This window comes from Rhodococcus sp. IEGM 1341 (assembly GCF_030056895.1).
Classification (GTDB): domain Bacteria; phylum Actinomycetota; class Actinomycetes; order Mycobacteriales; family Mycobacteriaceae; genus Rhodococcoides.
The window spans coordinates 199,987-220,276 of the sequence record NZ_JASHKV010000007.1; the positions used below are offsets into that span (position 1 = coordinate 199,987).

A 20,290-nucleotide genomic window follows, 5' to 3' on the forward strand; every position below is an offset into this window, starting at 1 on the left:
CCGGTCGACGGTTCAAAAGCCATCGCCTACCGTGGCTGCGTCCAATCGGGCCGCTGCTTCGTTGAAATAGTTTGGTGCCTCCATGTTGATCATGTGACCGATCTGTGGCAACGCCACGAACTCATGCAACCGGCGGCGCTGCTGCAGTCGGTCGGCGAGATCAATGGAATGAACCGCGGGTGTCAACTTGTCGGCCGAGCCCACGATCACGGTCGTCGGAACCGTAAGTGAGTCGATTCCTTTGCTCACATCGATGGTGGCCAGGACCCTGCCCCACATTCCCCGAACCGCAGGGGGGCACCGCAGTACTATGTCGGAACACTCAGCCACAACGTCTGCTGGCGCGTGTGGACCCATCGTCCCGTATTTCACCAACCGTCGGTTGAAGCGAGTGTCAAGCATCTCCGGTCCCGCGGTGGCGAGCCCGGCTGCGAATGCCCGCTCCAGTGAGGCGCGGAATCGACGTGGCGACCCAATTAGCGTCGATTTACTCACCAACTGCGAGGGGCCGGTACTCGCCAAGACGGCACCACGGGATAAGACGGGCACCGACTCCGGGTGCTCGGCAGCCCAACCCATGATGGACATCCCGCCCATACTATGACCGGTCACCAATGCCTTACGATTAGACGTGACGACAGCGCGCAAGACAGCCTCGAGATCGTCGCCGAGCACCGACGAAGAGAAGGGCGCGCGACCCCGGTCGCTCCAGCCATGCCCTCGTTGGTCATACACCACCACACGGTGTGTGGTGGCGAAGTGCTCGATCTGAGGTCTCCAGAACCGACCTTGGCAAGCCCACCCGTGGCTGAACACCAACAGCGGCGCATCATCACCGAGCCCGTACTCCTCGACAAACAGCCTCGTGCCGTCACTGGAGAGAACCTCCCGCGACCGCCGCGACAATAGGCCAGCTTTCGAGGAGTCAGAGGTCATCGAAACTCACCGTCACAGCGTCGGTGAGCGGAAGTGCCTGGCACGCGAGTCGCTCGCCGTCTTCAATGTCGTCGTCTACGAGGATGTTGTTCTGCACCATCTCGACATCGCCATCGATGAGCTTGCACACACACGCGCTGCATGCGCCCTCTCGGCACGAGTACGGTGCATTGTGCCCTCGCGAGAGCAGCACATCGAGCAGAGGCGTGTTACGTGGCCACTCCGTGGTGATGCACTCTCCGTTCAGGTAAACCGTGGCCGTAGCTACACCCTCGTCGTCACTGAGTCGACGCAGTGTTGCGGTGTCGAACGGGTCACCCGTCAGCGACTGGAATACCTCTCGATGTACATCCGAATGATCCACTCCGCATGCGGCGGCAGAGCTTTCCACAAGATCCATGAAAGGGGAAGGCCCGCAGGTGAAAATTGCCGATCCCTTGTGTTCACGAATAATCTTTTCTACAGCCTCTGATGTGGGAATCCCGTTCTCCGACTCAAGCCAGTCAACCAAAGTGAACCGCTCGGCGAATTCAGATCTAATCTGCTCAAGCCGGCACTTGTACATGATCGAATCGGAGTCACGGTTTGCGTAGAACAGGACAACTTCCCCACTGCCCGACACCAGAGCCGACTGCACCAGCGACAGAACCGGAGTGATGCCGCTTCCGCCAGCGAAGAAGAGCAAGTCGACGTCGAGGCTCTTAGCGGTAAACTTTCCCGATGGCGTGAGGACGGTCACCTCCATGCCGATGGAAACGTTGTCACACAACCAGTTCGACGCATACCCCCCAGCGGTGCGCTTCACCCCGATCTCGAGGCGGAAGTCATCGACATGAGGCGAACTGCTCAGCGAGTAGCATCGTGCGACGTGGCCCGTCTGGTCGGACGGGATCTTCAACGTAATGAACTGCCCGGGTAGATGCTTGAAATCGTCGACGATCTCGTCAGGCACTTCGAAGGCGATGCTCACGGAGTCCTTGGTCTCCTGCACGACCTCCGACACGGTCAGCGTTCGCGATCGCGCGGTGGTGCCCGGCCGATTCTCCTGTTCGAGGGTCATTTGATGATCCCCCGCTTACGAGCCAAGGCGTAGCCCGCGCGTGTGACAGGCGCAGAGATGTCCTGGTAGCGCGGACCGACAACGCGTGCGACAAAGTCGAAGCCACGTGCGTCTGCGCCGATCAGCACTCGGGGCTTCTTCTTGTCCATTCCCTTGAGGATGGCGCACGCAGCTTTCTCCGGAGTGGTCCTGGCGATGTTGTTGAACATCGAGGCAATGGTGGCGGTATCTGCCCCCATATCGGATACACCACGAGCGTTGTTGACGATATTAGTCTTGACGCCGCCGGGGTGAACGCATGTCACCGTGACCGGATGCCGACTGATTTTCATCTCTTGCCGAAGCGCTTCGGTGAAGCCACGCACACCGAACTTCGCGGCGTTGTAAGCGCTTTGACTGGGGATCCCGACCAGACCGAAGACGCTGGAGGTGTTTACCAGATGACCATCACCAGAGGCGATCAGATAAGGCAGGAACGCCTTGGTCCCGTTGACGACACCACCGAAGTTGATGCCCATCAGCCAGTCGAAATCCTCCCAGGACATGTCGACAACGTCGGCGCCGAGGGCGACGCCGGCATTGTTGAACACCATGTTGACGCGCCCGAAAGACGACTGCACGCTCTCTGCGTAAACCTGGAACGCAGCACGATCTGCCACGTCCAACACCGCGGTCTCCACGGTCGCACGATGCGCGGTACGGCACATGTCCGCCGTCTCCTCGAGATGCACTTCGTCGACGTCGGACAAGGCAAGGCTGGCCCCGCGTTCGGCCAGTTGGAGGGCAAGGGACCGACCGATCCCTGAGGCGGCTCCCGTGACGACTGCGACCTGGGTCGCGTAATTGCCTGCTGTCGAACTACTCACTGTCGGATACTCACTTCTCGATGACCTACGGTTGGATTGTCAGGCGATCTCGTACTCGGCGGGCTCGAAGTCTTTCGTCGCTCGCCAGTACTGCCAGGTGAACCCGGGCCACACCGTACGGTTGACACCTTGCGAGTCCAGATACCAACTCGTACATCCGCCGTTGGTCCACACGCCCTTGGCGAGCTTGTGTTGGATGCTCTTGTTGAAGTGTTCTTGAACCTCGGCCCGCACATCAACACGCTCCGCACCTCGACTGTCGACGGCGTCGATGGCCTTCATGATGTACTTGATCTGCTGCTCGATCATGAACACGACAGAGTTGTGCCCAAGACCCGTGTTAGGTCCGAGCAGGAAGAACAGGTTCGGGAAGCCCTCGGTGGTGATGCCGAGGTGGGTATTGATGCCCGTCCGGTGCCAGTGCGACGGCAAGTCCTCGCCCCGAGCGCCCTTGAGCGCGAGTTGATCGAACCCGTCCGTGACATGGAACCCTGTGGCGTAAATGATCACATCCACAGGGTGTGACACGCCGTCAGGGGTGACGATCGAATCGGCAGTGATCTTTTCGATCCGATCGCTGATCACTGTCGTGTTGGGGGCGGCGAGCGCAGGGTAGTAGTCGTTCGATCCCAGGATGCGCTTGCATCCGATGCGGTAGGACGGCATCAGCTTCCGGCGTAGCTCGGGGTCGGTGATAGAACGCTCGATGTTCCATTTCGCCACCTTTTCGATTGGTCGCATAAGGTTGGAGTGGCCGTTGAGCCCGAAGGCCAGGCTCTCTGCGCCCCAGTAGACCGACCACCGAGCGAGGCGGCGAGTAATGGGGATCTTGCTGAGCAGCGTCCGAAGTACCGGCGGCACCGCGAAGTTCTTGCGTGGAAGTACCCAAGCCGGGGTTCGCTGGAAGACCGTGAGTGTGCCGGCGTCCTTCTGCACGAACGGCACGAACTGAATCGCGCTGGCACCGGTGCCAATGACGGCCACCCGCTTGCCCTGGAGATCCACCGTGTGGTCCCACTGTGCCGAATGGAACGCCTGACCGGCGAACTCGTCGATTCCGGGGATATTCGGAAAATTCGGGATGTGCAGAGCGCCGACACCGGACACGATGTACTGCGCGACGTACTCCCGGCCCGACTCGGTACGCAGGTGCCACCGAGATTCGGACTCGCTCCAGTATCCGGAGACCAACTTCTGCCCGAAGTGGATCTTCTGAGTGACACCACGCTTGTTGGAGATATCTTTCAGGTACTGCTCGATTTCGGGCTGCGAGGACCACACCTTCGACCAGCTACCGCGACTCTCGAACGAGTAGGAGTACATCAGTGACGGTACGTCGCACGCGCATCCCGGATAGGTGTTGTCGCGCCACGTCCCACCGACGGAGTCGGCCTTTTCTAGAACGATGAAATCACTGTACCCGCGTCGGCGGAGCTGGACGGCCATACCGAGGCCAGAGAAGCCGCTGCCGATGATGAGAACTTTGGTAGTGATGGGCTCGGTTATTCCCGGGTCTGTCGCCGTGGCGGCGGACTTGGCGTTGGAGGACGGCATTGTGAAAATCTCCTGATCGAATGCAGAAAACGGACCCGCACGGCGCGCCGTGACGCGTGGCAGGTGTGGGAATGTCATCCGCCCAAGCCCACGAACCGAGGAATCCGGTCGTGGGGTCGAGGAATGGGCTGTGGGACGCGCGGACCGGGCCGGGCGTGTTAGCGCAGATCGTCGGGCAGGCTGCGCGTTGCGCGCCACATCGCCATCGTGAACTTCCCCTCCATCATTCCGGCCTCGTGGAAGAATCGGATCATCGGCTCGGACATGAACTGCAAGTTGACGCGATAGTTCGGGCTCGTCTGCTGCGCCCACAGGCCGCGCAGACGGCTGATTCCGACATCGGGATATACCTTCGGATTGATGAGCAACGGGTATGCAAAGTTCGCAATGGCCGCCAACGTGCCTCTATGCCAGGCGCGCGAGATGCGTCCGCGACGCTGCATCCCTTCCACCATTTCCAGCCGCGCGAACGTGATGTGACGGGCCTCTTCGAGAACGTGGATCTTCATGAGCTGGCGCAGCTGCGGCTGCATTTTCGGGTCATTCATCGCCTCGCGCTGAGCGCGGTCGAGGATCTCCTCGATGAGCAGAGTCGCGCCGGACACGGACGGGCCGAGAGGCACAAAGTGCAAGATCTTCGCGATGCTCAAGAACCCCTTCGGCAACTTGTACGGTGCCAGGCCCGTCTTGTTGATCAGTCGGGCGAACATCGTCGAGTGACGTGCCTCGTCGCCGATCTCGTTAAGGGCGTAGAGGGACCTTTGATCTGTCAGGGCGCCTTTGGCGGATGTTCGGAGCAGCGCCGAGCTGAGCAGATTCTCCGCGTAGATACCGAAGCTGAGGATGCTGACGATTTCGTGGCGCCCGAGTTCCGCCTTTTGCTCGTCGCTCATTCTCTCCCACAGCTTGGTGCCGTAGAGCGAGACCCGATGCTCTGGCAGGTAGTACTTTCCTTCCTCCCAGGGTGAGTCCCAATCGATGTCGATCTCCGCGTCATAGAATTTTTCGGCCGCCGCCCGCAGCAGTCGGCCGGCAGATCTCTGCATGTCGACGGGCTTGCGGGCGCTGACACGCGCAGCGCCTTCCGTTGAGACGTCGGGCTTGGTCTCCACATTTTGAACGGTCATGTGACACCTCCGTTGCGTTCCGGGCCGAGCTGAGTCTCGACTTCATACCCGTACTCCGGGTACCAGATACTGATAGTGTCTGCGCCAATGCGTTCTTTTGTCAATGTTTGATGTGAAGAAAGTGAGCCTTGCGTGTCTGACGACCACGATCTCGACTACTCCGGCGAGGGCACCTTGGTGTGCCGTGGCAAGGAGATTGCTGTCGGGGTGAAGATCAAAGGCTATTTCCAGCCCCTCAACGGCTTATACACCTGGTACGGAAGGATCGACAAGAATGATGCGCTCCACGCCGCCCTCTCGGGAAGGCGCACGGTTGCCGTCTTTGCGACACCAGAGGGACGCGCCGAGTGCGTCGTGGGCGACCCTGATTTCTGGGACCGCTATCGCATCTCGGGCACGAGCAGACCGCCGTACCACATCCCCACCACGCTCGAGGAAGTTGAGTCGATAGCAGAGAGTGAACATCAGGGTTGACCGACCCGCTTTGCGCCCTGGGGCGTTCCCCAGCATCCAGTCCGATAGCGCCCAGGCGGGTGAAGCAACGCCACCAGACGGCGCGCCGTGTCAGTGAACCGTCCCGGGTTTCTTGCCGCTCCTACGCTTGCAACATCTCCGGGCGGAGAGCCGATTCTTGACTGTGGTAGGCCTTCTCGAATTCGTCTGGTGTGAGGTAGTCGAGGGTGCTGTGGGAGGCGGCGTTGGTTGAACCAGTCGACCCATCCCATCGTGGCGAACTCGACATCGTCGATGGTCTTTAGCGGGCCGTTCAGGAACGGGCCTCTCTTCGATACTCCCTCGGTCTTGAACAACCCAATTGTGCTCTCGGCCAACGCATTGTCTTACACATCCCCGACGCTGCCGATCGGTGCCGCAATCCCCTCGAGCGCAAGCGTTTCCGCGAACGCGATCGACGTGTACTGACCAGGTTCAACCGGTCGACGCAACACCTCAAGGGATGGAGGGTGTTTCGATGGGACGACCACCAGAATGGGCGGCGACGTTGACTGGGCGGGCGGTGATGAAATCTCCGGGTCGTCCGCCGGTACGCCGAGATCTCGAACGCGAGTTCTGGGCGCAGATCGCGTTGGGGTTGACCAGTGAAGACGCGGCACCGCTTGCGGCGTGTCGGGGCCGGTGGGTTCACGGTGGTTCCGTCACGCTGGAGGTATGCCGCCGATTGACTTGGCCCCGCCCACGGGGAGGTATCTGACCTTCACGAACGTGAGGAGATTGCCCTGCTTCGCGCGAACGGTATGAGCATGCGAGATATCGCAGACCAGATCGGGGCGATCACCGTCGACGATCTCGCGAGAACTCCGCCGCAACGCTGCCACCCGCGGCGGCAAGGTCGAGTACCGCACATCAGTGGCGCAATGGAAGCCGATCTTGCGGCAAGGCGACCCAAGGTAGCCAAACTCGTTGAACACGAACCTCTTCGAGAGTACGTACAGGAAGTGCTCTCGGGCGTGATCCGCGACGAAAACGGTGAGGTTGTCGGCCCGTTCGCATCGTGGAAGGGACGCAACAAGGCACGGAGAGCGGACCGACGATGGGCCAGCGCATGAGCCCGGCACAGGTCGCCAACCGCCTGCCGATCGACTTCCCGGACGACGAGTCGATGCGCATTTCCCACGAAGCGATCTACCAATCCCTCTGCATCGAAGGACGTGGAGCGCAGGATAGAGAGTTGGTGGCGTGCCTGCGCACCGGACGAGCATTGCGCGAGCCGAGGGCGCGAGCGAAGAAGCTCCGCACCGGATTCATCACCGATGACGTCACCATCGGCTCGCGGCCAGACGAAGTCGCTGATCGCAAAACGCCAGGGCATTGGGAAGGAGGTCTGATCATCGGGCTGGGCAGGTCCACAGTGGGTACGCTTGTCGAACGCACCAGCAGATTCACCACGTTGCTGCATCTGCCACGTAAGGATGGGTACGGGGATGCGCCCCCGGTGAAGAACGGGCCGGCGTTGTCCGGTTACGGATCGGAGTCGGTGACGTGTAAAGGTTCAACACATCTTTGACGGAACGTCATCGGCACATATCTGACGCTTCACCAGCTTTGGTGATCGTTGGGTGTGCCTTCCCCTCAGCCCCTCGAATCCGATGCCAACATCGCCGAACGACTCACTGTCCAGGTCCGCTTTCCGAGCAATTACCGAGGTCAACGACGGCTCACCGGTCAGCGACGTCGCCGAGCGATTCGGCGTCTCCAGACAGACCGTCACAGCGTGGCGCAAGCGATACGAAAACTCGGGTATCGACGGACTTGTCGACTCGTCGAGACGACCACATGCGAGCCCGAACCGTATCCAGCCCGACATCGAAGCCCTCATCTGCGAGATGCGACGACATCACCGGCGGTGGGGCGCACGCCGCATCTGCTTCGAGCTAAGCAAAGAAATCGGAGACCGAACCCCATCTCGCGCGACCGTCCACCGAACGCTCGTCCGCAACGGCTTGGTCAATCATCAAGAGCAACAACATAAACGAGTCTACAAACGTTGGCAGCGCGAAGCGCCGATGCACCTATGGCAGCTCGACCTCGTCGGCGGAATGTTCCTCGTCGGCGGACGCGAGTGCAAAATGCTGACCGGAATCGACGACCACTCACGATTCATCGTGACCGCAACCGTCCTCGAGCACCCCTCCGGGAACGCAGTATGTGAAGCATTCATCGCTGCCATCCACAAGTGGGGTTCGCCGTTCGAGGTACTCACCGACAACGGGAAGCAATTCACCGGTAAACACACTCGGCCGCTGCCGGCCGAAGTGCTGTTCGAGCGAACATGCCGAGAATTCGGGATCACCGCACGACTGACCCGACGCCATTCACCCACCACAACTGGCAAGATCGAACGATTCCACAGAACCCTTCGTCGTGAATTCCTCGATGAGGCAGGCGCATTCGCCGACATCGCTGCTGCCCAAGCCGCCCTCGACGAATGGGTGCACGCCTACAACACCCTGCGGCCCCACCAGAGTCTGGACATGGCAACACCCGCGAGTTTGTTCCGTGCGCGAGCCCACCACGAGCATCACGACGGAACAACCGACAACGGCCAGTCCGATTCGTCATCAACTCTCACCGCTGCAAGCTCCAGCCTGACAACGGTGGGCCGTGAAAGAAGCAGCAGTGCAATCGAGCTCGACACCCAGGTACCACCGAGCGGCGTGACCAATGTCGCTGGAGCGCAACAATTGTGGATCGGAAGCAACCACGCCGGACGGACCGTCACCCTGTGGATCGACCTGGTCAGCATTCATGTCATCCTCGACGACACCGTGATCAAGACAGTGCGCTCGCGACTGACCCACACCGACCTCGAACGCCTCGCCATGCGCGGCACACGCCAGGGCCGACCATCTCCGGCAACAGCGGCAGTAGACACCGCAGTCCTGCCCACCAAACCGAGACCGATCGAGGTCGACCGAACCGCAGGACGAGACGGAACCGTCATCCTCGCCGGTCACCGACTTCACCTCGGAGCCGACAGAGCGGGAACACGAGTGACGCTGCGAATCGCCTCAGGGCTGATCCACGCCAGTGTCGACAACGTCCTGCTCGCGACACTGCCGAACCCGCTCGATGCCAGCCAGCTCGCGGGTCTGACCGGCGCACGGGAAGCTACGGGAACGTTGCCCGCGCCGCCGCCGGCCGGACCGCAGACCGTACAGCGACGCGTCCCGAAAGACGGCCGGGTCATGGTGACCGGTCAGCTGCTCAAGGTCGGCCGTACCCATGCCGGAACCATCGTGACTGTCGTGGTCGAAGACAACTACTTTCGGGTCCTCGACGGAACCACCGAGCTCGGCGTCTACGCGCGAACCTCAACCAAAGCCATTCGGAACTTCAACGCCCACCGCCCCAGAAGCGGGTAACGATGTGTCGATGACAATCGGTCAAAGATGTCCTGGGCCCATACATGTCAGTCGGTCTGCGATGCACTCCAGGCTGCGATGACACCGCTGCCGGAGCACCTGCGCAGATCGGTGACCTGGGACCGCGGCGGAGCTTGCACGTCATGCGGAGTTGACCGCAGAAACCGGGATCCGTGTGTACTTCTGCGACCCGTACAGCCCCTGGCAGCAGGGAACGAACGAAAACACCAATGGATTGTTGCGACAATACTTTCCGAAGGGAACCGATCTCGCTCGATACCGTCGAAGTGACGTTCAGGCCGTGACGGATGCACTCAACAACCGCCCGCGCAAAACACTTGGGTGGCGAACCCCAGCGGAAGTGCTTGCAGAGCAGATGAACTCGGCTTCACGGCACTGTGTTGCGACGACAGGTTAAATCCGCCCTGACTGCCGGCATCGCTGTGATGGATGAGCCCTGAGCCGACGCGGTGTCCACCGTGATCTCGTCGCCGCAACGCCGTCTTCAGCGCCGTGGTGACCATCGCTGTGTCTTCGACCGTCGGCACGGCGAGGAGGCCTGCAAAATCCCGACATTCCCGATTCTGTCGGTGTTCGACCACTCGCAAACTGTGATCCGTCCCGGCATTTCCGGAGGGCTCACTGCGTGAGTGCCTCCTCCGGATTGAGGGTGCGCGTGCGATCGTAGTGGAGTTGCTCGGCGTGGTCGGGCGTGAGGTCGTGGCAGTAGCTGTGGGGGCGTTCGCGGTTGTAGAACGCGACCCACTGTGCGGTGGCCAACGACAATTCCGCGGCACCGGGGAAGCGAGGGCCGTTGTCGACGAGCTCATTCTTGTAGTCGGCGTTCACCGATTCGGCAAGGGCATTGTCGTAACTGTCGCCGACCGTTCCGATCGACGCCGCGATGCCCTCCTGCGCCAAACGCTGCCCGAATGCGATCGCCGTGTACTGGGATCCAGCGCCACTGTGGTGGATCAGATTACTCAAAGCAGTTACACCAGAACGTTTTCGGGAATCAATCGCGTTAGTGATGGCGGTATCGACGAGGCTGGTGGTCATCTCCGATGCGACCTTCCACCCGACGATCTTCCGGGCGAACACATCGACGACGAACGCCGTGAACGCCCACCCCGACATCGTGCGGCATTAGGTGAAATCGGCGACCCACAGCCGGTTCGGTGCCACCGCGGTGAACCGGCGCTTCACCAGATCCTCGGCCCGCGGGTGGGTCGGATCGGCGACGGTGGTGCGGACCCGCTTTCTTTTTGAGCGCACCGTGCCACCTCATTTCCCGCATCAGTCGTTCGACGGTACATCGAGCTACCTCGATACCGCTGCTGCGCAACATAATCCAGGTCTTCCGCGAACCGAGAACCCGTGCGAGCGGTTGCCGCGTCCGGAGCATGTGAATGGCATCGATGACATGTGCATCGGACAGTATTCGGGCACACGGCACCCGAGTGACATGGTCGTAGTACGTGGACGGGGCGATGTGCATACCGTGCTCGGAGAGCACCGTGCACATCGAGTCGACACCCCAGACAAGACCATCGGCACCCACCCGGTTTCCCTGGTGAGTGCCGATGAAGTCCACAATTATCGGTGTGGCCGGTCGATTTCGGCCGCGAAAAAAGCTGACGCCGCCTTGAGTATCCCGTTGGCCCGTTTGAGTTCGGCGTTCTCCTGACGCAACTTCCTGATGACCTCGGCGTCGGCACGTAACTCGACAGTGCTGCCCGGGCCGTCGACGGGTACCTTCCGAACCCACTGACGAACGGTCTCAGCGGCGCCCACACCGAGCAAATCCGCGGTCTTGCGCATCGCCGCCCACTCGGTATCGCCCTGCGCCACCAACCGAGCCACCATGTCGACGGCATCCTTCTTCAACTCCGCCGAGTACCGCTTCGATCCTGCTGCCATGAGGTTTCATCTTTCCCTGAGACGAACCCTCCGGAAACACCGGGACGGATCACTGACCCGATCGAGGGGGCACCCGCCACCCGAAGAGATCACCCAACTCCTCACCGGCGTCGACCCCGCCGACATCTGCGACCGCGTCGAAGAATGAGTACCGTCCTGCATCTTGCTCTTCGTGGAACTCCTTCTGCGGAGCAGCCGTCTCATTCAGCTGGGCCATAGTCCTGAATCTGCCAGCCCTGGGCGGTTTTCGTCACGACCACCTTCAACAATGTCGGCAGTTCACTCGGTTGTGGATTCTGCACGTTCTGCGTCTTCTGGCTCGCGAAGACCATCACCGTGTATTCTCCGTCGGCGTCACCGGTTTCACCGGTGACGCTGGTGGCCAGAACGCGTCCCGACGCCTGCACCTGGGCCTGCTGGATAATCTGGGTCAGCGTCGGCCGAACCTCGTCGTACCGCTTGACTAGAGCCTCACCCGCGTCCTCTTTGACTGCCGCGAAAAAGGCGTCGGTGTTCTGGTAGCTGTAGGTCAGGGATCTGGTCGTGTAATCCGAGGCGGCCTTCGCCGCGGCGGCCCGTTGCGCGGCGTCGTTTTCCAATACCGACTTCGCTTCGTCGGCCTCGAGGTAGAGGTAGGCGAACACGCCGGCCAGCACAGCGAGCACCACGATCACGGCCGAAACCACCACGGCACGTGATCGCGGCGATGCTGACCAGCGGTGCCCACCTGGCGAGGGGGGGTCGACGTCGCTGTCTCCAGCCCCAGCCGTGGCTACGGCGGACGCGGCTGGGGCGTTTTCGTCCATCAGTAGATCGCCATCCGGCGTCGCTGCGGCCGCGCTGTCCTCGACTTCAGTGGGCTCGGGGTGCGGTTTCGTTCGGTCGTCATTTGTCATGTGGGACCTTCTGTGTAATAACGGTGACAGTCGCTTGCGGACGGGGCGTCACCGTAGTGGCGGCGACACGGTGACGGGGACCTCGGCGCGACCTGGTCGCGACGCCGGGAAAGTCCGGCCGAGGAGGTCGCCGATCGACCCGAAGTCGACGTATGTGTCGGCAACTTTCTCGGTCGCCGGTTTCACCGCCCGGGTGATCGTCAGCAGATCCGGCTGCAGGATCTGAATATAGCCGTTGAGCTTTTCCACAAGCTTCAACACGGGAGGCCACTTGTCGTACGAGGTGGTTGTGAACCTGATGAACGCCCGTTGAATCCGCGCCAGCCCGTTCACGGCGTCAGGGGTGCGTACAGATGCCGTACTGAGGACGTCCCCGGCATCGGCCAAGAGGCCGAGCAGGAACTCGGCGTTGTCTGCGGTCACCCGGACGGACCCATCTTTGCCGACGAAATCGACTACACGGTGCATCATGTCGCCGATCGTGTCGAGGTCGTCCTGCCGTCCGGCGACGGCCTCGGCGACGGTCTTGTTGATGGACTCGATCGATTCCGGGTCGAGCCCATCTGCCACTGCAGCCAACTTTGGCAACACCTGGGGAACCGATTGCGACACGTGCACCGCGTCCGCGGGCACCACGTCTCCGTTATCGAAGTACCCACCGGTTGCCGTGCCCGCGGGCACGAAGTTGATGTACTGTTCCCCCGCGAGCGACAGATTCTGGATAGACATCTCGCTGTCCTGGGGGATCTTGTGGTCGGAATCAATCGTCATCTCGACCTTAATTGCCGAATCCGCGACGTTGATCGAGGACACCTTTCCGACGGGTACCCCCCGCACCATCACCGGCGATGTGTCCAGCAGACCGCCTGAGCTGTCGATGATGGCGGTTAAGGAGTACTCGGAGCGGGTGGGGTTGATGTGTGCCACGCCGACGACGAGGTAGCCGAGCCCTACGACGAACACGACGGCGAGAGCCAGTATCGATATGAGCGTGCTGCTGCGGTTCACGGCATCATTCCGATTGATCTCAACACGGTTATGAAGGATTCGGCGTCACGCCGCGCTAGGTCCCGACCATCGATGGAGATGTCCGAGAGGTTAATGTCGGGCGACCGCACGAATGGAATGAGTTTGTCGCGGATGACGCTCGTTGCCTGCTCCGTGACGGACTTCGAGTAGATGTCGGAGTTGGCGATCGAATCGATCACCGGGGCGATCCCGGCCACTGACTCCTTTATCCGTAAGTACTCCGGATCCACGATCCTGCCCGCGGACACTGCGAAATCACGCAAGTTGGCGATGAGTAACGCGACCTCGATCAGGGAGTAGCCGAGGCCAGAAAAGTTGCGTCCGCCCTTGGTCAGCATCCGGTCGATTCCCGACGGATCGTCCAAGATCACTTTCAGAGTCTGATCCGCCGACCTCAACACTACGTCGAGTTTGTCGGTATTCGAGGAGACCTCCGAGACGGTCTCCAGCGTTGTCTGGTATAGGGCGTCGAATTGCTGCAAGTCCTTGGGGAACGTGGTGTTCAATGTCGAGATCGCGGTGTGGATCTTGTCGAGCTCACCGCCCCCGAGGACATTCGACATCCCGCGCATGACGTCCTCGACATTTGCTGCCGGCTCGGTCCGTGCCAACGGGATCACCGAACCCGACCGCAGCAAGGCACCCGTCGACGGCTCGGCTGGGGGAAGGATGGCAACGTAGATCTCACCAAGGAGAGTGTCCTGACGCAGCTCAGCCCGCGATTCCCCCGGCAGCTGAGTCGTGTTGTCGATGCGAGCTTTCACGACCGCATGCCCGTTCTCGTACGTGACATCTTCGACGAACCCGACGCTGATTCCCCCCGAGAGAACTTTTGCGAGGGCAGGCAAGTTGAGTGCGCTGGTGAACTCCATCTGGATGTCGTAACCGTCCGCGTCGGAGGTCGCTATCGTCGGCGGATTGTCGGCGTTGATCCCACACGATGTCACGAAAACTATCGTTGCCATCAGTGCGACCACCATGGGTCCGAGGCATGCGCGATTGACCGAGATCATCAGGCCCCTCCCCCCATCATCCCTGCGATCGTCCTCGATACATCGCTGGACCCGCAGACTCCGTTTGCCACCGGCGCGGCGCAGCCACCGACCAGGCTTCGCAAAGGCAGCGACACTGCGAACGCCTGCACAATTGACTTGGCATCGGGGTGTTTCACGATGAGGTCTGCCGTGCGGGCTGCGATCGCTACCACCATGTCCGGCTGCTCTCCCATGTCGGCGATGAGCGGAACGGCAGCATCACCGATCGCGAATATCGGGGGACCGAAATCTGTTGCGAACCTCGAGAGGATCGGAACGAACGTCCCCGCGTACTCGACTGCCGAGCCGAAGGTCTGGCCGAACGCGATGATGACCTCGATGGCACCTACGAAGTTGTCGAAGAGGGCGGTCACCTCTTTGTCGTTCTCGGTTGCCACCCCCGTCAGTGCGGCGAGGTTCCCGACGATGCTGCGAATCTGCATATCCCGCTTTGCCGGGTCGTCGATGAGCGTGGCTGAGTCCTTGATGATCCCGGCCACGTCACCCTGCGTTCCTTCTAGATTGCGGGAGACGAGCTCGAGGGACTGCAAGATCGCGTCGGTGTTCCTGCCGTTGTCCTTGACCAGGTCCTCGGACAAGTTGCTGATCGAGTCGAGCGTCTGACTGATTCCCAGCGGGGTTCTCGTCTTACTCAACGGAATGCACTGATCCGTCTCGTATCGGGCTCCATCAGAGTACGGCTTGGTGAACTCGATTTGACGTTCGGTCACGATGGATGTCGACACCAGAGTCGCGCCGACGTCGGCGGGCAGCGGAACGCTCTTGTCGATCCGCATGTCGATCCTTACACCGGACTGATCACTATTCTGGTGCACCCCGACGACGCTGCCTATCTTCTTGCCGAGCATGGCTACTGTGTTGCCTTCGAAGAGGCCCGATGCGTCGGTGAACTCGGCACACAGGGAGCGCGTGTCGTCGGACACCCTCCCCCCTATTTCCACACTAGCGACCACCACAACCACCACGGCGATCAGGAGCAACAGTCTTCGGATCCATGTAGTCAACATTTGTCGTCACCACTCGGAATGCACACACGAACCTCTGGTTCTGTGGTAGTCGACGCACCGACCGGCGCCTGGAGGAGGACGCCGAGGCGCTGAGTGATCTGATCAACCTGGGCCAGGGCATCGGAGTAGCCTGGCAGCTCTGACGACACCTTGTCGAGGAGCGTCTTGTATTGTTGGACAGACGGTTCGATTCCATCGCTGTAAGCCACGAGCGGCCTCGTGAGAAGTTTGAACAGACGACTGAGAAGGTCGAACCCGCCGCGGACGTTATCGATATCAGGTCCCAGCGTACTGGCAAGGAAGCTGAGTTGACGGAGAAAGTCGACCAGCACCTGTTTTTGATCGGCGAAAGCGTTGACGTATTCATCGGATAGAGCGACCGCTTTGTCGAGCTGACCGTACTGTCGCTCTAAGAGTTCCATCAAACTGCTGGTGTTCCTCAGTGCGTCGGGAATGTTTGTGTTGCCGTCGGAGAACGCATTCTGCAGCAGCGACGCAGTCTGACGGAGATCGACGCCCTTTACATCGCGGAACACCGGCGTCGTCGTCTCGAGCGTGTCCGAAATGTCGTAAGTACTCGATGTCTGAACAAGGGGGATCGCCCCCGACAGCGAGGTCGGTCCTGACCCTGGGTCCAGATCGAGAACTCGCCCGCCGATCGGCGTGATCAGGCGAACCGCTGCGGTGGCATCCGAACGGACTGGCACTGAGTCGTCGAGTCGAAATTCGACTGTGATAAACGTTCCCGCGAGGTCCACCGACGACACCGTTCCCTGTCTTATCCCCGCTATACGCACCTGATCACCCGACTCCAGCCCTCCGGTGTTGACCAGTTGAGCCGAGTACACCTTTTGGCCGGGCGGTGCGATATACACGGTCCCGGCGATTACCAGACCGACCACCACGGTCACCACCACCACAGCGGCGACGATGAGGTCGCGTCTGCGTTCGGACTGGTGATGCGGTCGATTTCGACTGAACAACCTCACTTACACACCACCAATCGTTGCCCCATAAGCGCAATCGTGGCTGTATCCGGCAGGGGCAGAAGGCCTTTCGAACATCGTGCCTCACTCGGCGTGGAATTCGTCGAAGCGTTCAGCGAGTCCATAAGGGGCTTGAGCAGTATCGCGCCATTCAGCAGCCCCTCCAACTCCCCGGGTTCTCGCGCCAGACGCTGATAGATCGTCGCGAAACTCTGGTCGTACGTTGAGTCAAGTTGCTCCCCGGCGATGACAGTTTTCTCCATGGACCGGTTGACCTCGCCCAGCGACTCCCGCAACCGGTCACTCACGCGGCTGAAGGCGTCGACGATCGATCCCAGCTGGTCGACGAGTTCGACCAGCTGCGCCGAGCGGCCTTCGAGTTGGTCGGAGACCTGGCCGAGACTCGTCACGATATTCGTGATGATCTCAGACCGCTGGTCCCCGTAGGCGGTGATGTTGGCGACCTGCTCCAGAACAGGCGATATACCCCTCCCATCACCTTGAGCAACGCGCAACAAGTCGGACTGCAGTTCATTGATCTCGTCGGCGTTAAGCGTGTCGAACACCGGCTTGAACCCGTTGAACAAGGTGGACACATCAAATGAGGGAACGGTCTTGTCGAGTGCCACCTGTGTGAGCGCCGCCCCCTGTGTCTTTCCCTGTGCCGCACCGATCAATTCGACATATCGCTGTCCGAGAAGATTCTGATAACGCACGGCGGCGGTGGTGCTCGACGTGATCGCGACGTCGTTGTTCAGTTGGAAATGAACGACCGCGGTGGGCCCTTTCAGGCCGATCGCCGTCACATAACCGACCTTTACTCCCGCCAAACGCACACCGTCGCGAGGCTTGAGCCCAGATGCATCGGAGAAGACCGCAGACCGTTCAGAACTCGCTCCGTCCGAGCTGGGTTCGAGGATGGCGATGATCACGTAGGTGAGAACGCCGATGACTGCGGCGAACGCGACGATCTTGACGATGGTGGGAATTAACGACTTGAGCTTCATCTTCTTGGTCCTCCTGCTGCAAGCGCGCTCTGCAGCGCAGGTGACGTCTGCACTACCAGGGCGACCTGAAGTTGTACTCGCTCGCCGACTTGCGGCGTGGCGTTGTCGATGCTGTCCAGGATCTGCGGGATGGTGTAAATGGTCTGCGCGAGTCCCGATGCCGATCTGGCGACCGGCCTCGCCAGATCGAGGCCGACGTCCAGTACCGAACTCAACGCCGGGTAGTTTTCGCTCAACAGTCCTCCCAGTCCCCCGAACAGAACCGCGCCGGTGCTGTTGAGGTTGCCTGTGGCCTGATTGATGGCCTCGTCGGTGGCGAAGAAGTCAGCGACGTCGACGTTTATGAGGATGCCCGGAACGAACGGCGTCATGAAGTCGGCAACGCCCTGGGACAGGTCTGCCGCGATCGCCAAATCCTGGCCCACTGGCCGCTGTTGAACGTCCCGAGTGAGCTGCGCGATCTGGAACATGAGCTGGCCGGCATCGGCAAACGTTTGGGAATCATCGACGACAAACTTCACCACAGAATTGAACGCCGGCTGATCGAGAGCATCGACCAGCTTCGAGAGTTTTCGAATCAGGGTCGATACCGAAGTGTGTTCGGACTGCAGCTTGCTCACATAGACGCTGCCGCCATCACGGATGAGGACTCCCCGCCCGGGGTCGACAATCTCCAGTGCCGTCGGCCCCAGCGCGCTGGCGGACGTGTAATTCACGGCCATGCCCTGACGCAACCGGATGTCGTCGTTCACTCCGGTGAGCTCGATTTTCACATTTACACTTTGGTCGCGCCCCGACACCGAGGACACCTTGCCCACCGTGAAGCCCCGATACTTCACCTCCGATCCGCCCTTCAACCCGTCACCAACCGCGTCGGTGGTGATCGTCACTGTCGTGTTGTCTTCATATTTTCCGGTCGCGTTGCCCGCCAGAAGATAGCCGGCAACCGTCACTACGACGAGAACCCCGATCCCGCGCAGGGTCAAGTTCGCCAGTGAGGGCGCGCGTCCTGATGGATCTTGAAATACAGCCACTTGAACTCCTAGCCCGAAATCTTGACGCCCGAATCGAAACCCCACATCAACAGGGTTAAGATCATGTCCTCCACGACGATGATGATGAGACTGCTGCGGATCGCTCGACCAGACGCGCGGCCGACGCCTTCTGCTCCGCCGCTGGCGTAGTAACCCTGGTAGCTGTGGATGATGACGACCGACACCACGAAAACGAGGACCTTGATTACTGAGAACGCCAAATCCTGCGGTTTGAGGAACGCATCGAAATAGAAGTCATAGGTGCCACCCGACTGGCCGTGTAAAAGGATGACGACCAGCTTGGCCGCGCCGAAACTGAGTATCAGCGTTACGATGTAGAGGGGGATGATGGTAGTGATCGCCGCGACCACACGCGTGCTGACGATGTACGGAATCGGCCGCACCGCCATCGACTCGAGCGCATCGATCTCTTCGGCGATACGCATCGAACCTATTTCCGCAGTGAGGCGACAGCCGGCCTGGGCTGCGAAACCGATCGCGGCGATCATCGGTGCCAACTCTCGAGTGTTGGCGTATGACGAAATGAATCCCGTAAGAGACCCCATCCCGACCAGGTCTAGCGAGGCGTAGCCCTGGATGCCGATGGACGCCCCGACAGCCATTCCGAGAATCACAAGCACGATCGCGGTACCCCCGCCGACCAGTACAGCGCCTCGTCCCCAGGCAAACTCCTGTATGAATAAAAACGTCTGTCGTCGATAGGTGGTTGCGACGTGCCGAATTCCGGCGACGGTGTCGATGGTGAATGTTGTAATGTGCCCGAGCTGCGCGGGGACCTCAGCGAGGGGTGTCACAGCACGCACGATCGGACGAGTAACAAAACTATAACGGGTGGATGGTACTGCGGTCACGTGTTCTCCGTCATCCGATGGTCTGCGGGACGAACATGATGGTCAGTTGGGTGATGAACACGTTGATGACGAAGCACGCCACTACCCCTAGGACCACGGTGGCGTTGACAGATGTGGCCACACCTTTGGGGCCACCTTTCGTGGACAGGCCCCGATGACACGCGATTGTCACGACCACGAGACCGAACACCACTGACTTGATCAGCGCTACAAGGATGTCCGCCGATGATGCGAACGATGCGAACGATGCGACGTAGCTCCCCGGCGTGATGCCCTGGACGTTGACGCTAAGGATGTAGCCGGCCACGAGACCGGTAAACACGATGAGCATGCATAACATCGGAGCGACGATGAGAACCGCGACGAATCGAGGTGCGACGAGTCGACGTGTCGAATTTAGTCCGAGCGTCTCCATGGCATCGATTTCTTCACGGACGGTGCGTGCGCCAAGGTCAGAGGCGATGGCCGACCCTGCCGCACCACCGAGCAGGAGCGCGGTGACGATCGGTGCCCCCTGCTGAATGATCCCGAGTCCACCGGCGGCTCCGGCGATAGATGTGGCCCCGACCTGCTGGGTTAGACTTCCGACCTGCACCGAGACGATAACGCCGAACGGGATCGCGACCAGGATCGCTGGCAACGTCGTTACGGTGATGACGAACCACGTCTGTGTGACAAACTCCCGAAACGGAAACCGTCCGGTGACAATATCGCGCACGGCCCACCGCAATGCCTGGCCGGCGAGGGCAATCGAATTTCCAAAGGTCACAAGACTGGCTGTCGCTCGACCAGCAATTTCTGTATAGATACCGGTCTCTCCTCTTCTGTCTGCGCAGCTCGTCGCGATAAGGTGTTCGCACAGTATCAGGTACGTGCAGTACCTGGTACATGGTTTCGGGTAATCCCCGTCGGATTAATCACCTGAGAGGTTGGCGTGTCCCCAAGTGAACGGAGCCATCTCGATTTAGAGCCTTGACCCGGATCGAGCCGGGAGCGATCTTCCACGGGTAAGTCCCGTGGGGTGGTGGACATTCGGTGAGGCGGCGTAGCCGCAGCTCGG

General features: G+C 60.6%; 18 protein-coding genes and 4 pseudogenes. 5 read left to right on the forward strand and 17 right to left on the reverse strand.

Annotation, left to right across the window (positions count from 1 at the left end; all coding sequences use genetic code 11):
• Nucleotides 1-12 precede the first annotated feature (12 nt).
• The 5 genes from QM615_RS16880 to QM615_RS16900 form a co-directional block, all read right to left on the reverse strand.
• Nucleotides 13-936 (reverse strand): alpha/beta fold hydrolase, encoded by a 924-nt coding sequence (locus QM615_RS16880; RefSeq protein ID WP_027498239.1) that lies wholly within the window; start codon nucleotides 934-936, stop codon nucleotides 13-15.
• Nucleotides 926-1,996 carry a ferredoxin--NADP reductase gene (locus tag QM615_RS16885; protein ID WP_027498240.1) on the reverse strand — a complete coding sequence of 357 codons (1,071 nt, stop codon included), beginning with the start codon at nucleotides 1,994-1,996 and terminating at the stop codon, nucleotides 926-928. The genes QM615_RS16880 and QM615_RS16885 overlap by 11 nt, the downstream gene beginning before the upstream one ends.
• A complete protein-coding gene (locus tag QM615_RS16890) occupies nucleotides 1,993-2,862 on the reverse strand; it encodes an SDR family NAD(P)-dependent oxidoreductase (protein ID WP_027498241.1) in 870 nt (289 codons plus the stop codon). Before QM615_RS16890 ends, QM615_RS16885 begins: the two co-directional genes overlap by 4 nt.
• 39 nt (nucleotides 2,863-2,901) lie before the next feature.
• Entirely contained in the window at nucleotides 2,902-4,416 is a 1,515-nt protein-coding gene (locus tag QM615_RS16895) for a flavin-containing monooxygenase (protein WP_027498242.1), read from the reverse strand.
• Between the two features lie 158 nt (nucleotides 4,417-4,574).
• Nucleotides 4,575-5,543: an AurF N-oxygenase family protein gene (locus QM615_RS16900; protein WP_027498243.1), complete on the reverse strand. Its 969-nt coding sequence runs from the start codon at nucleotides 5,541-5,543 to the stop codon at nucleotides 4,575-4,577.
• Between the two features lie 132 nt (nucleotides 5,544-5,675).
• On the opposite strand from QM615_RS16900, the gene QM615_RS16905 reads away from it, so the two are divergent.
• Nucleotides 5,676-6,017: a DUF4873 domain-containing protein gene (locus QM615_RS16905; RefSeq protein WP_027498244.1), complete on the forward strand. Its 342-nt coding sequence runs from the start codon at nucleotides 5,676-5,678 to the stop codon at nucleotides 6,015-6,017.
• A 215-nt stretch (nucleotides 6,018-6,232) separates the two neighbouring features.
• Here the strand turns inward: QM615_RS16905 and QM615_RS22465 are convergent.
• A pseudogene (locus tag QM615_RS22465) lies at nucleotides 6,233-6,382 on the reverse strand (IS3-like element ISMyma10 family transposase); the annotation flags it as partial.
• Nucleotides 6,383-6,754: 372 nt separating this feature from the next.
• On the opposite strand from QM615_RS22465, the pseudogene QM615_RS22470 reads away from it, so the two are divergent.
• From QM615_RS22470 to QM615_RS16925, 4 genes and pseudogenes are all read left to right on the forward strand, one after another.
• Nucleotides 6,755-6,914: pseudogene (locus tag QM615_RS22470) on the forward strand (helix-turn-helix domain-containing protein); the annotation flags it as partial.
• Nucleotides 6,915-7,104: 190 nt separating this feature from the next.
• Nucleotides 7,105-7,566, forward strand: coding sequence for an IS30 family transposase (locus tag QM615_RS22475; RefSeq protein WP_441346991.1), 462 nt, complete (start codon nucleotides 7,105-7,107; stop codon nucleotides 7,564-7,566).
• 82 nt (nucleotides 7,567-7,648) lie between these two features.
• Complete coding sequence (locus QM615_RS16920) at nucleotides 7,649-9,424, forward strand: IS481 family transposase (RefSeq protein ID WP_068052714.1); 1,776 nt, start codon at nucleotides 7,649-7,651, stop codon at nucleotides 9,422-9,424.
• A 63-nt stretch (nucleotides 9,425-9,487) separates the two neighbouring features.
• Nucleotides 9,488-9,842 (forward strand): annotated as a pseudogene (locus QM615_RS16925) (IS30 family transposase); the annotation flags it as partial.
• Between the two features lie 221 nt (nucleotides 9,843-10,063).
• Here the strand turns inward: QM615_RS16925 and QM615_RS16930 are convergent.
• The 11 genes and pseudogenes from QM615_RS16930 to QM615_RS16980 form a co-directional block, all read right to left on the reverse strand.
• A pseudogene (locus QM615_RS16930) lies at nucleotides 10,064-11,344 on the reverse strand (IS3 family transposase).
• A 49-nt stretch (nucleotides 11,345-11,393) separates the two neighbouring features.
• On the reverse strand, nucleotides 11,394-11,561 hold the full coding sequence (locus tag QM615_RS16935) for a hypothetical protein (protein ID WP_155288583.1): 168 nt from the start codon (nucleotides 11,559-11,561) through the stop codon (nucleotides 11,394-11,396).
• Nucleotides 11,545-12,240 carry a hypothetical protein gene (locus tag QM615_RS16940; RefSeq protein WP_027498250.1) on the reverse strand — a complete coding sequence of 232 codons (696 nt, stop codon included), beginning with the start codon at nucleotides 12,238-12,240 and terminating at the stop codon, nucleotides 11,545-11,547. Before QM615_RS16940 ends, QM615_RS16935 begins: the two co-directional genes overlap by 17 nt.
• Nucleotides 12,241-12,288: 48 nt before the next feature.
• On the reverse strand, nucleotides 12,289-13,248 hold the full coding sequence (locus QM615_RS16945; protein ID WP_027498251.1) for an MlaD family protein: 960 nt from the start codon (nucleotides 13,246-13,248) through the stop codon (nucleotides 12,289-12,291).
• Complete coding sequence (locus tag QM615_RS16950; RefSeq protein WP_032370850.1) at nucleotides 13,245-14,282, reverse strand: MlaD family protein; 1,038 nt, start codon at nucleotides 14,280-14,282, stop codon at nucleotides 13,245-13,247. The genes QM615_RS16945 and QM615_RS16950 overlap by 4 nt, the downstream gene beginning before the upstream one ends.
• On the reverse strand, nucleotides 14,282-15,331 hold the full coding sequence (locus QM615_RS16955) for an MlaD family protein (protein ID WP_027498253.1): 1,050 nt from the start codon (nucleotides 15,329-15,331) through the stop codon (nucleotides 14,282-14,284). Before QM615_RS16955 ends, QM615_RS16950 begins: the two co-directional genes overlap by 1 nt.
• A complete protein-coding gene (locus QM615_RS16960) occupies nucleotides 15,325-16,320 on the reverse strand; it encodes an MlaD family protein (RefSeq protein WP_027498254.1) in 996 nt (331 codons plus the stop codon). Before QM615_RS16960 ends, QM615_RS16955 begins: the two co-directional genes overlap by 7 nt.
• Entirely contained in the window at nucleotides 16,317-17,324 is a 1,008-nt protein-coding gene (locus tag QM615_RS16965; protein ID WP_283347684.1) for an MlaD family protein, read from the reverse strand. The genes QM615_RS16960 and QM615_RS16965 overlap by 4 nt, the downstream gene beginning before the upstream one ends.
• A complete protein-coding gene (locus QM615_RS16970; RefSeq protein WP_068052708.1) occupies nucleotides 17,321-18,358 on the reverse strand; it encodes an MlaD family protein in 1,038 nt (345 codons plus the stop codon). Before QM615_RS16970 ends, QM615_RS16965 begins: the two co-directional genes overlap by 4 nt.
• Before the next feature lie 8 nt (nucleotides 18,359-18,366).
• Nucleotides 18,367-19,230, reverse strand: coding sequence for an ABC transporter permease (locus QM615_RS16975; RefSeq protein ID WP_027498257.1), 864 nt, complete (start codon nucleotides 19,228-19,230; stop codon nucleotides 18,367-18,369).
• A gap of 10 nt (nucleotides 19,231-19,240) precedes the next feature.
• Entirely contained in the window at nucleotides 19,241-19,999 is a 759-nt protein-coding gene (locus QM615_RS16980; RefSeq protein WP_027498258.1) for an MlaE family ABC transporter permease, read from the reverse strand.
• Between the last annotated feature and the right edge of the window lie 291 nt (nucleotides 20,000-20,290).

Excerpts from the sequence above, each read along its gene's own strand:
- QM615_RS16880 (WP_027498239.1), bottom strand. The coding sequence starts at position 936 with ATGACCTCTGACTCCTCGAAAGCTGGCCTATTGTCGCGGCGGTCGCGG.
- QM615_RS16885 (WP_027498240.1), bottom strand. The coding sequence starts at position 1,996 with ATGACCCTCGAACAGGAGAATCGGCCGGGCACCACCGCGCGATCGCGA.
- QM615_RS16895 (WP_027498242.1), bottom strand. The coding sequence starts at position 4,416 with ATGCCGTCCTCCAACGCCAAGTCCGCCGCCACGGCGACAGACCCGGGA.
- QM615_RS16900 (WP_027498243.1), bottom strand. The coding sequence starts at position 5,543 with ATGACCGTTCAAAATGTGGAGACCAAGCCCGACGTCTCAACGGAAGGC.
- QM615_RS22475 (WP_441346991.1), top strand. The coding sequence starts at position 7,105 with ATGAGCCCGGCACAGGTCGCCAACCGCCTGCCGATCGACTTCCCGGAC.
- QM615_RS16920 (WP_068052714.1), top strand. The coding sequence starts at position 7,649 with ATGCCAACATCGCCGAACGACTCACTGTCCAGGTCCGCTTTCCGAGCA.
- QM615_RS16935 (WP_155288583.1), bottom strand. The coding sequence starts at position 11,561 with ATGGCCCAGCTGAATGAGACGGCTGCTCCGCAGAAGGAGTTCCACGAA.
- QM615_RS16940 (WP_027498250.1), bottom strand. The coding sequence starts at position 12,240 with ATGACAAATGACGACCGAACGAAACCGCACCCCGAGCCCACTGAAGTC.
- QM615_RS16950 (WP_032370850.1), bottom strand. The coding sequence starts at position 14,282 with ATGATCTCGGTCAATCGCGCATGCCTCGGACCCATGGTGGTCGCACTG.
- QM615_RS16955 (WP_027498253.1), bottom strand. The coding sequence starts at position 15,331 with ATGTTGACTACATGGATCCGAAGACTGTTGCTCCTGATCGCCGTGGTG.
- QM615_RS16965 (WP_283347684.1), bottom strand. The coding sequence starts at position 17,324 with ATGAAGCTCAAGTCGTTAATTCCCACCATCGTCAAGATCGTCGCGTTC.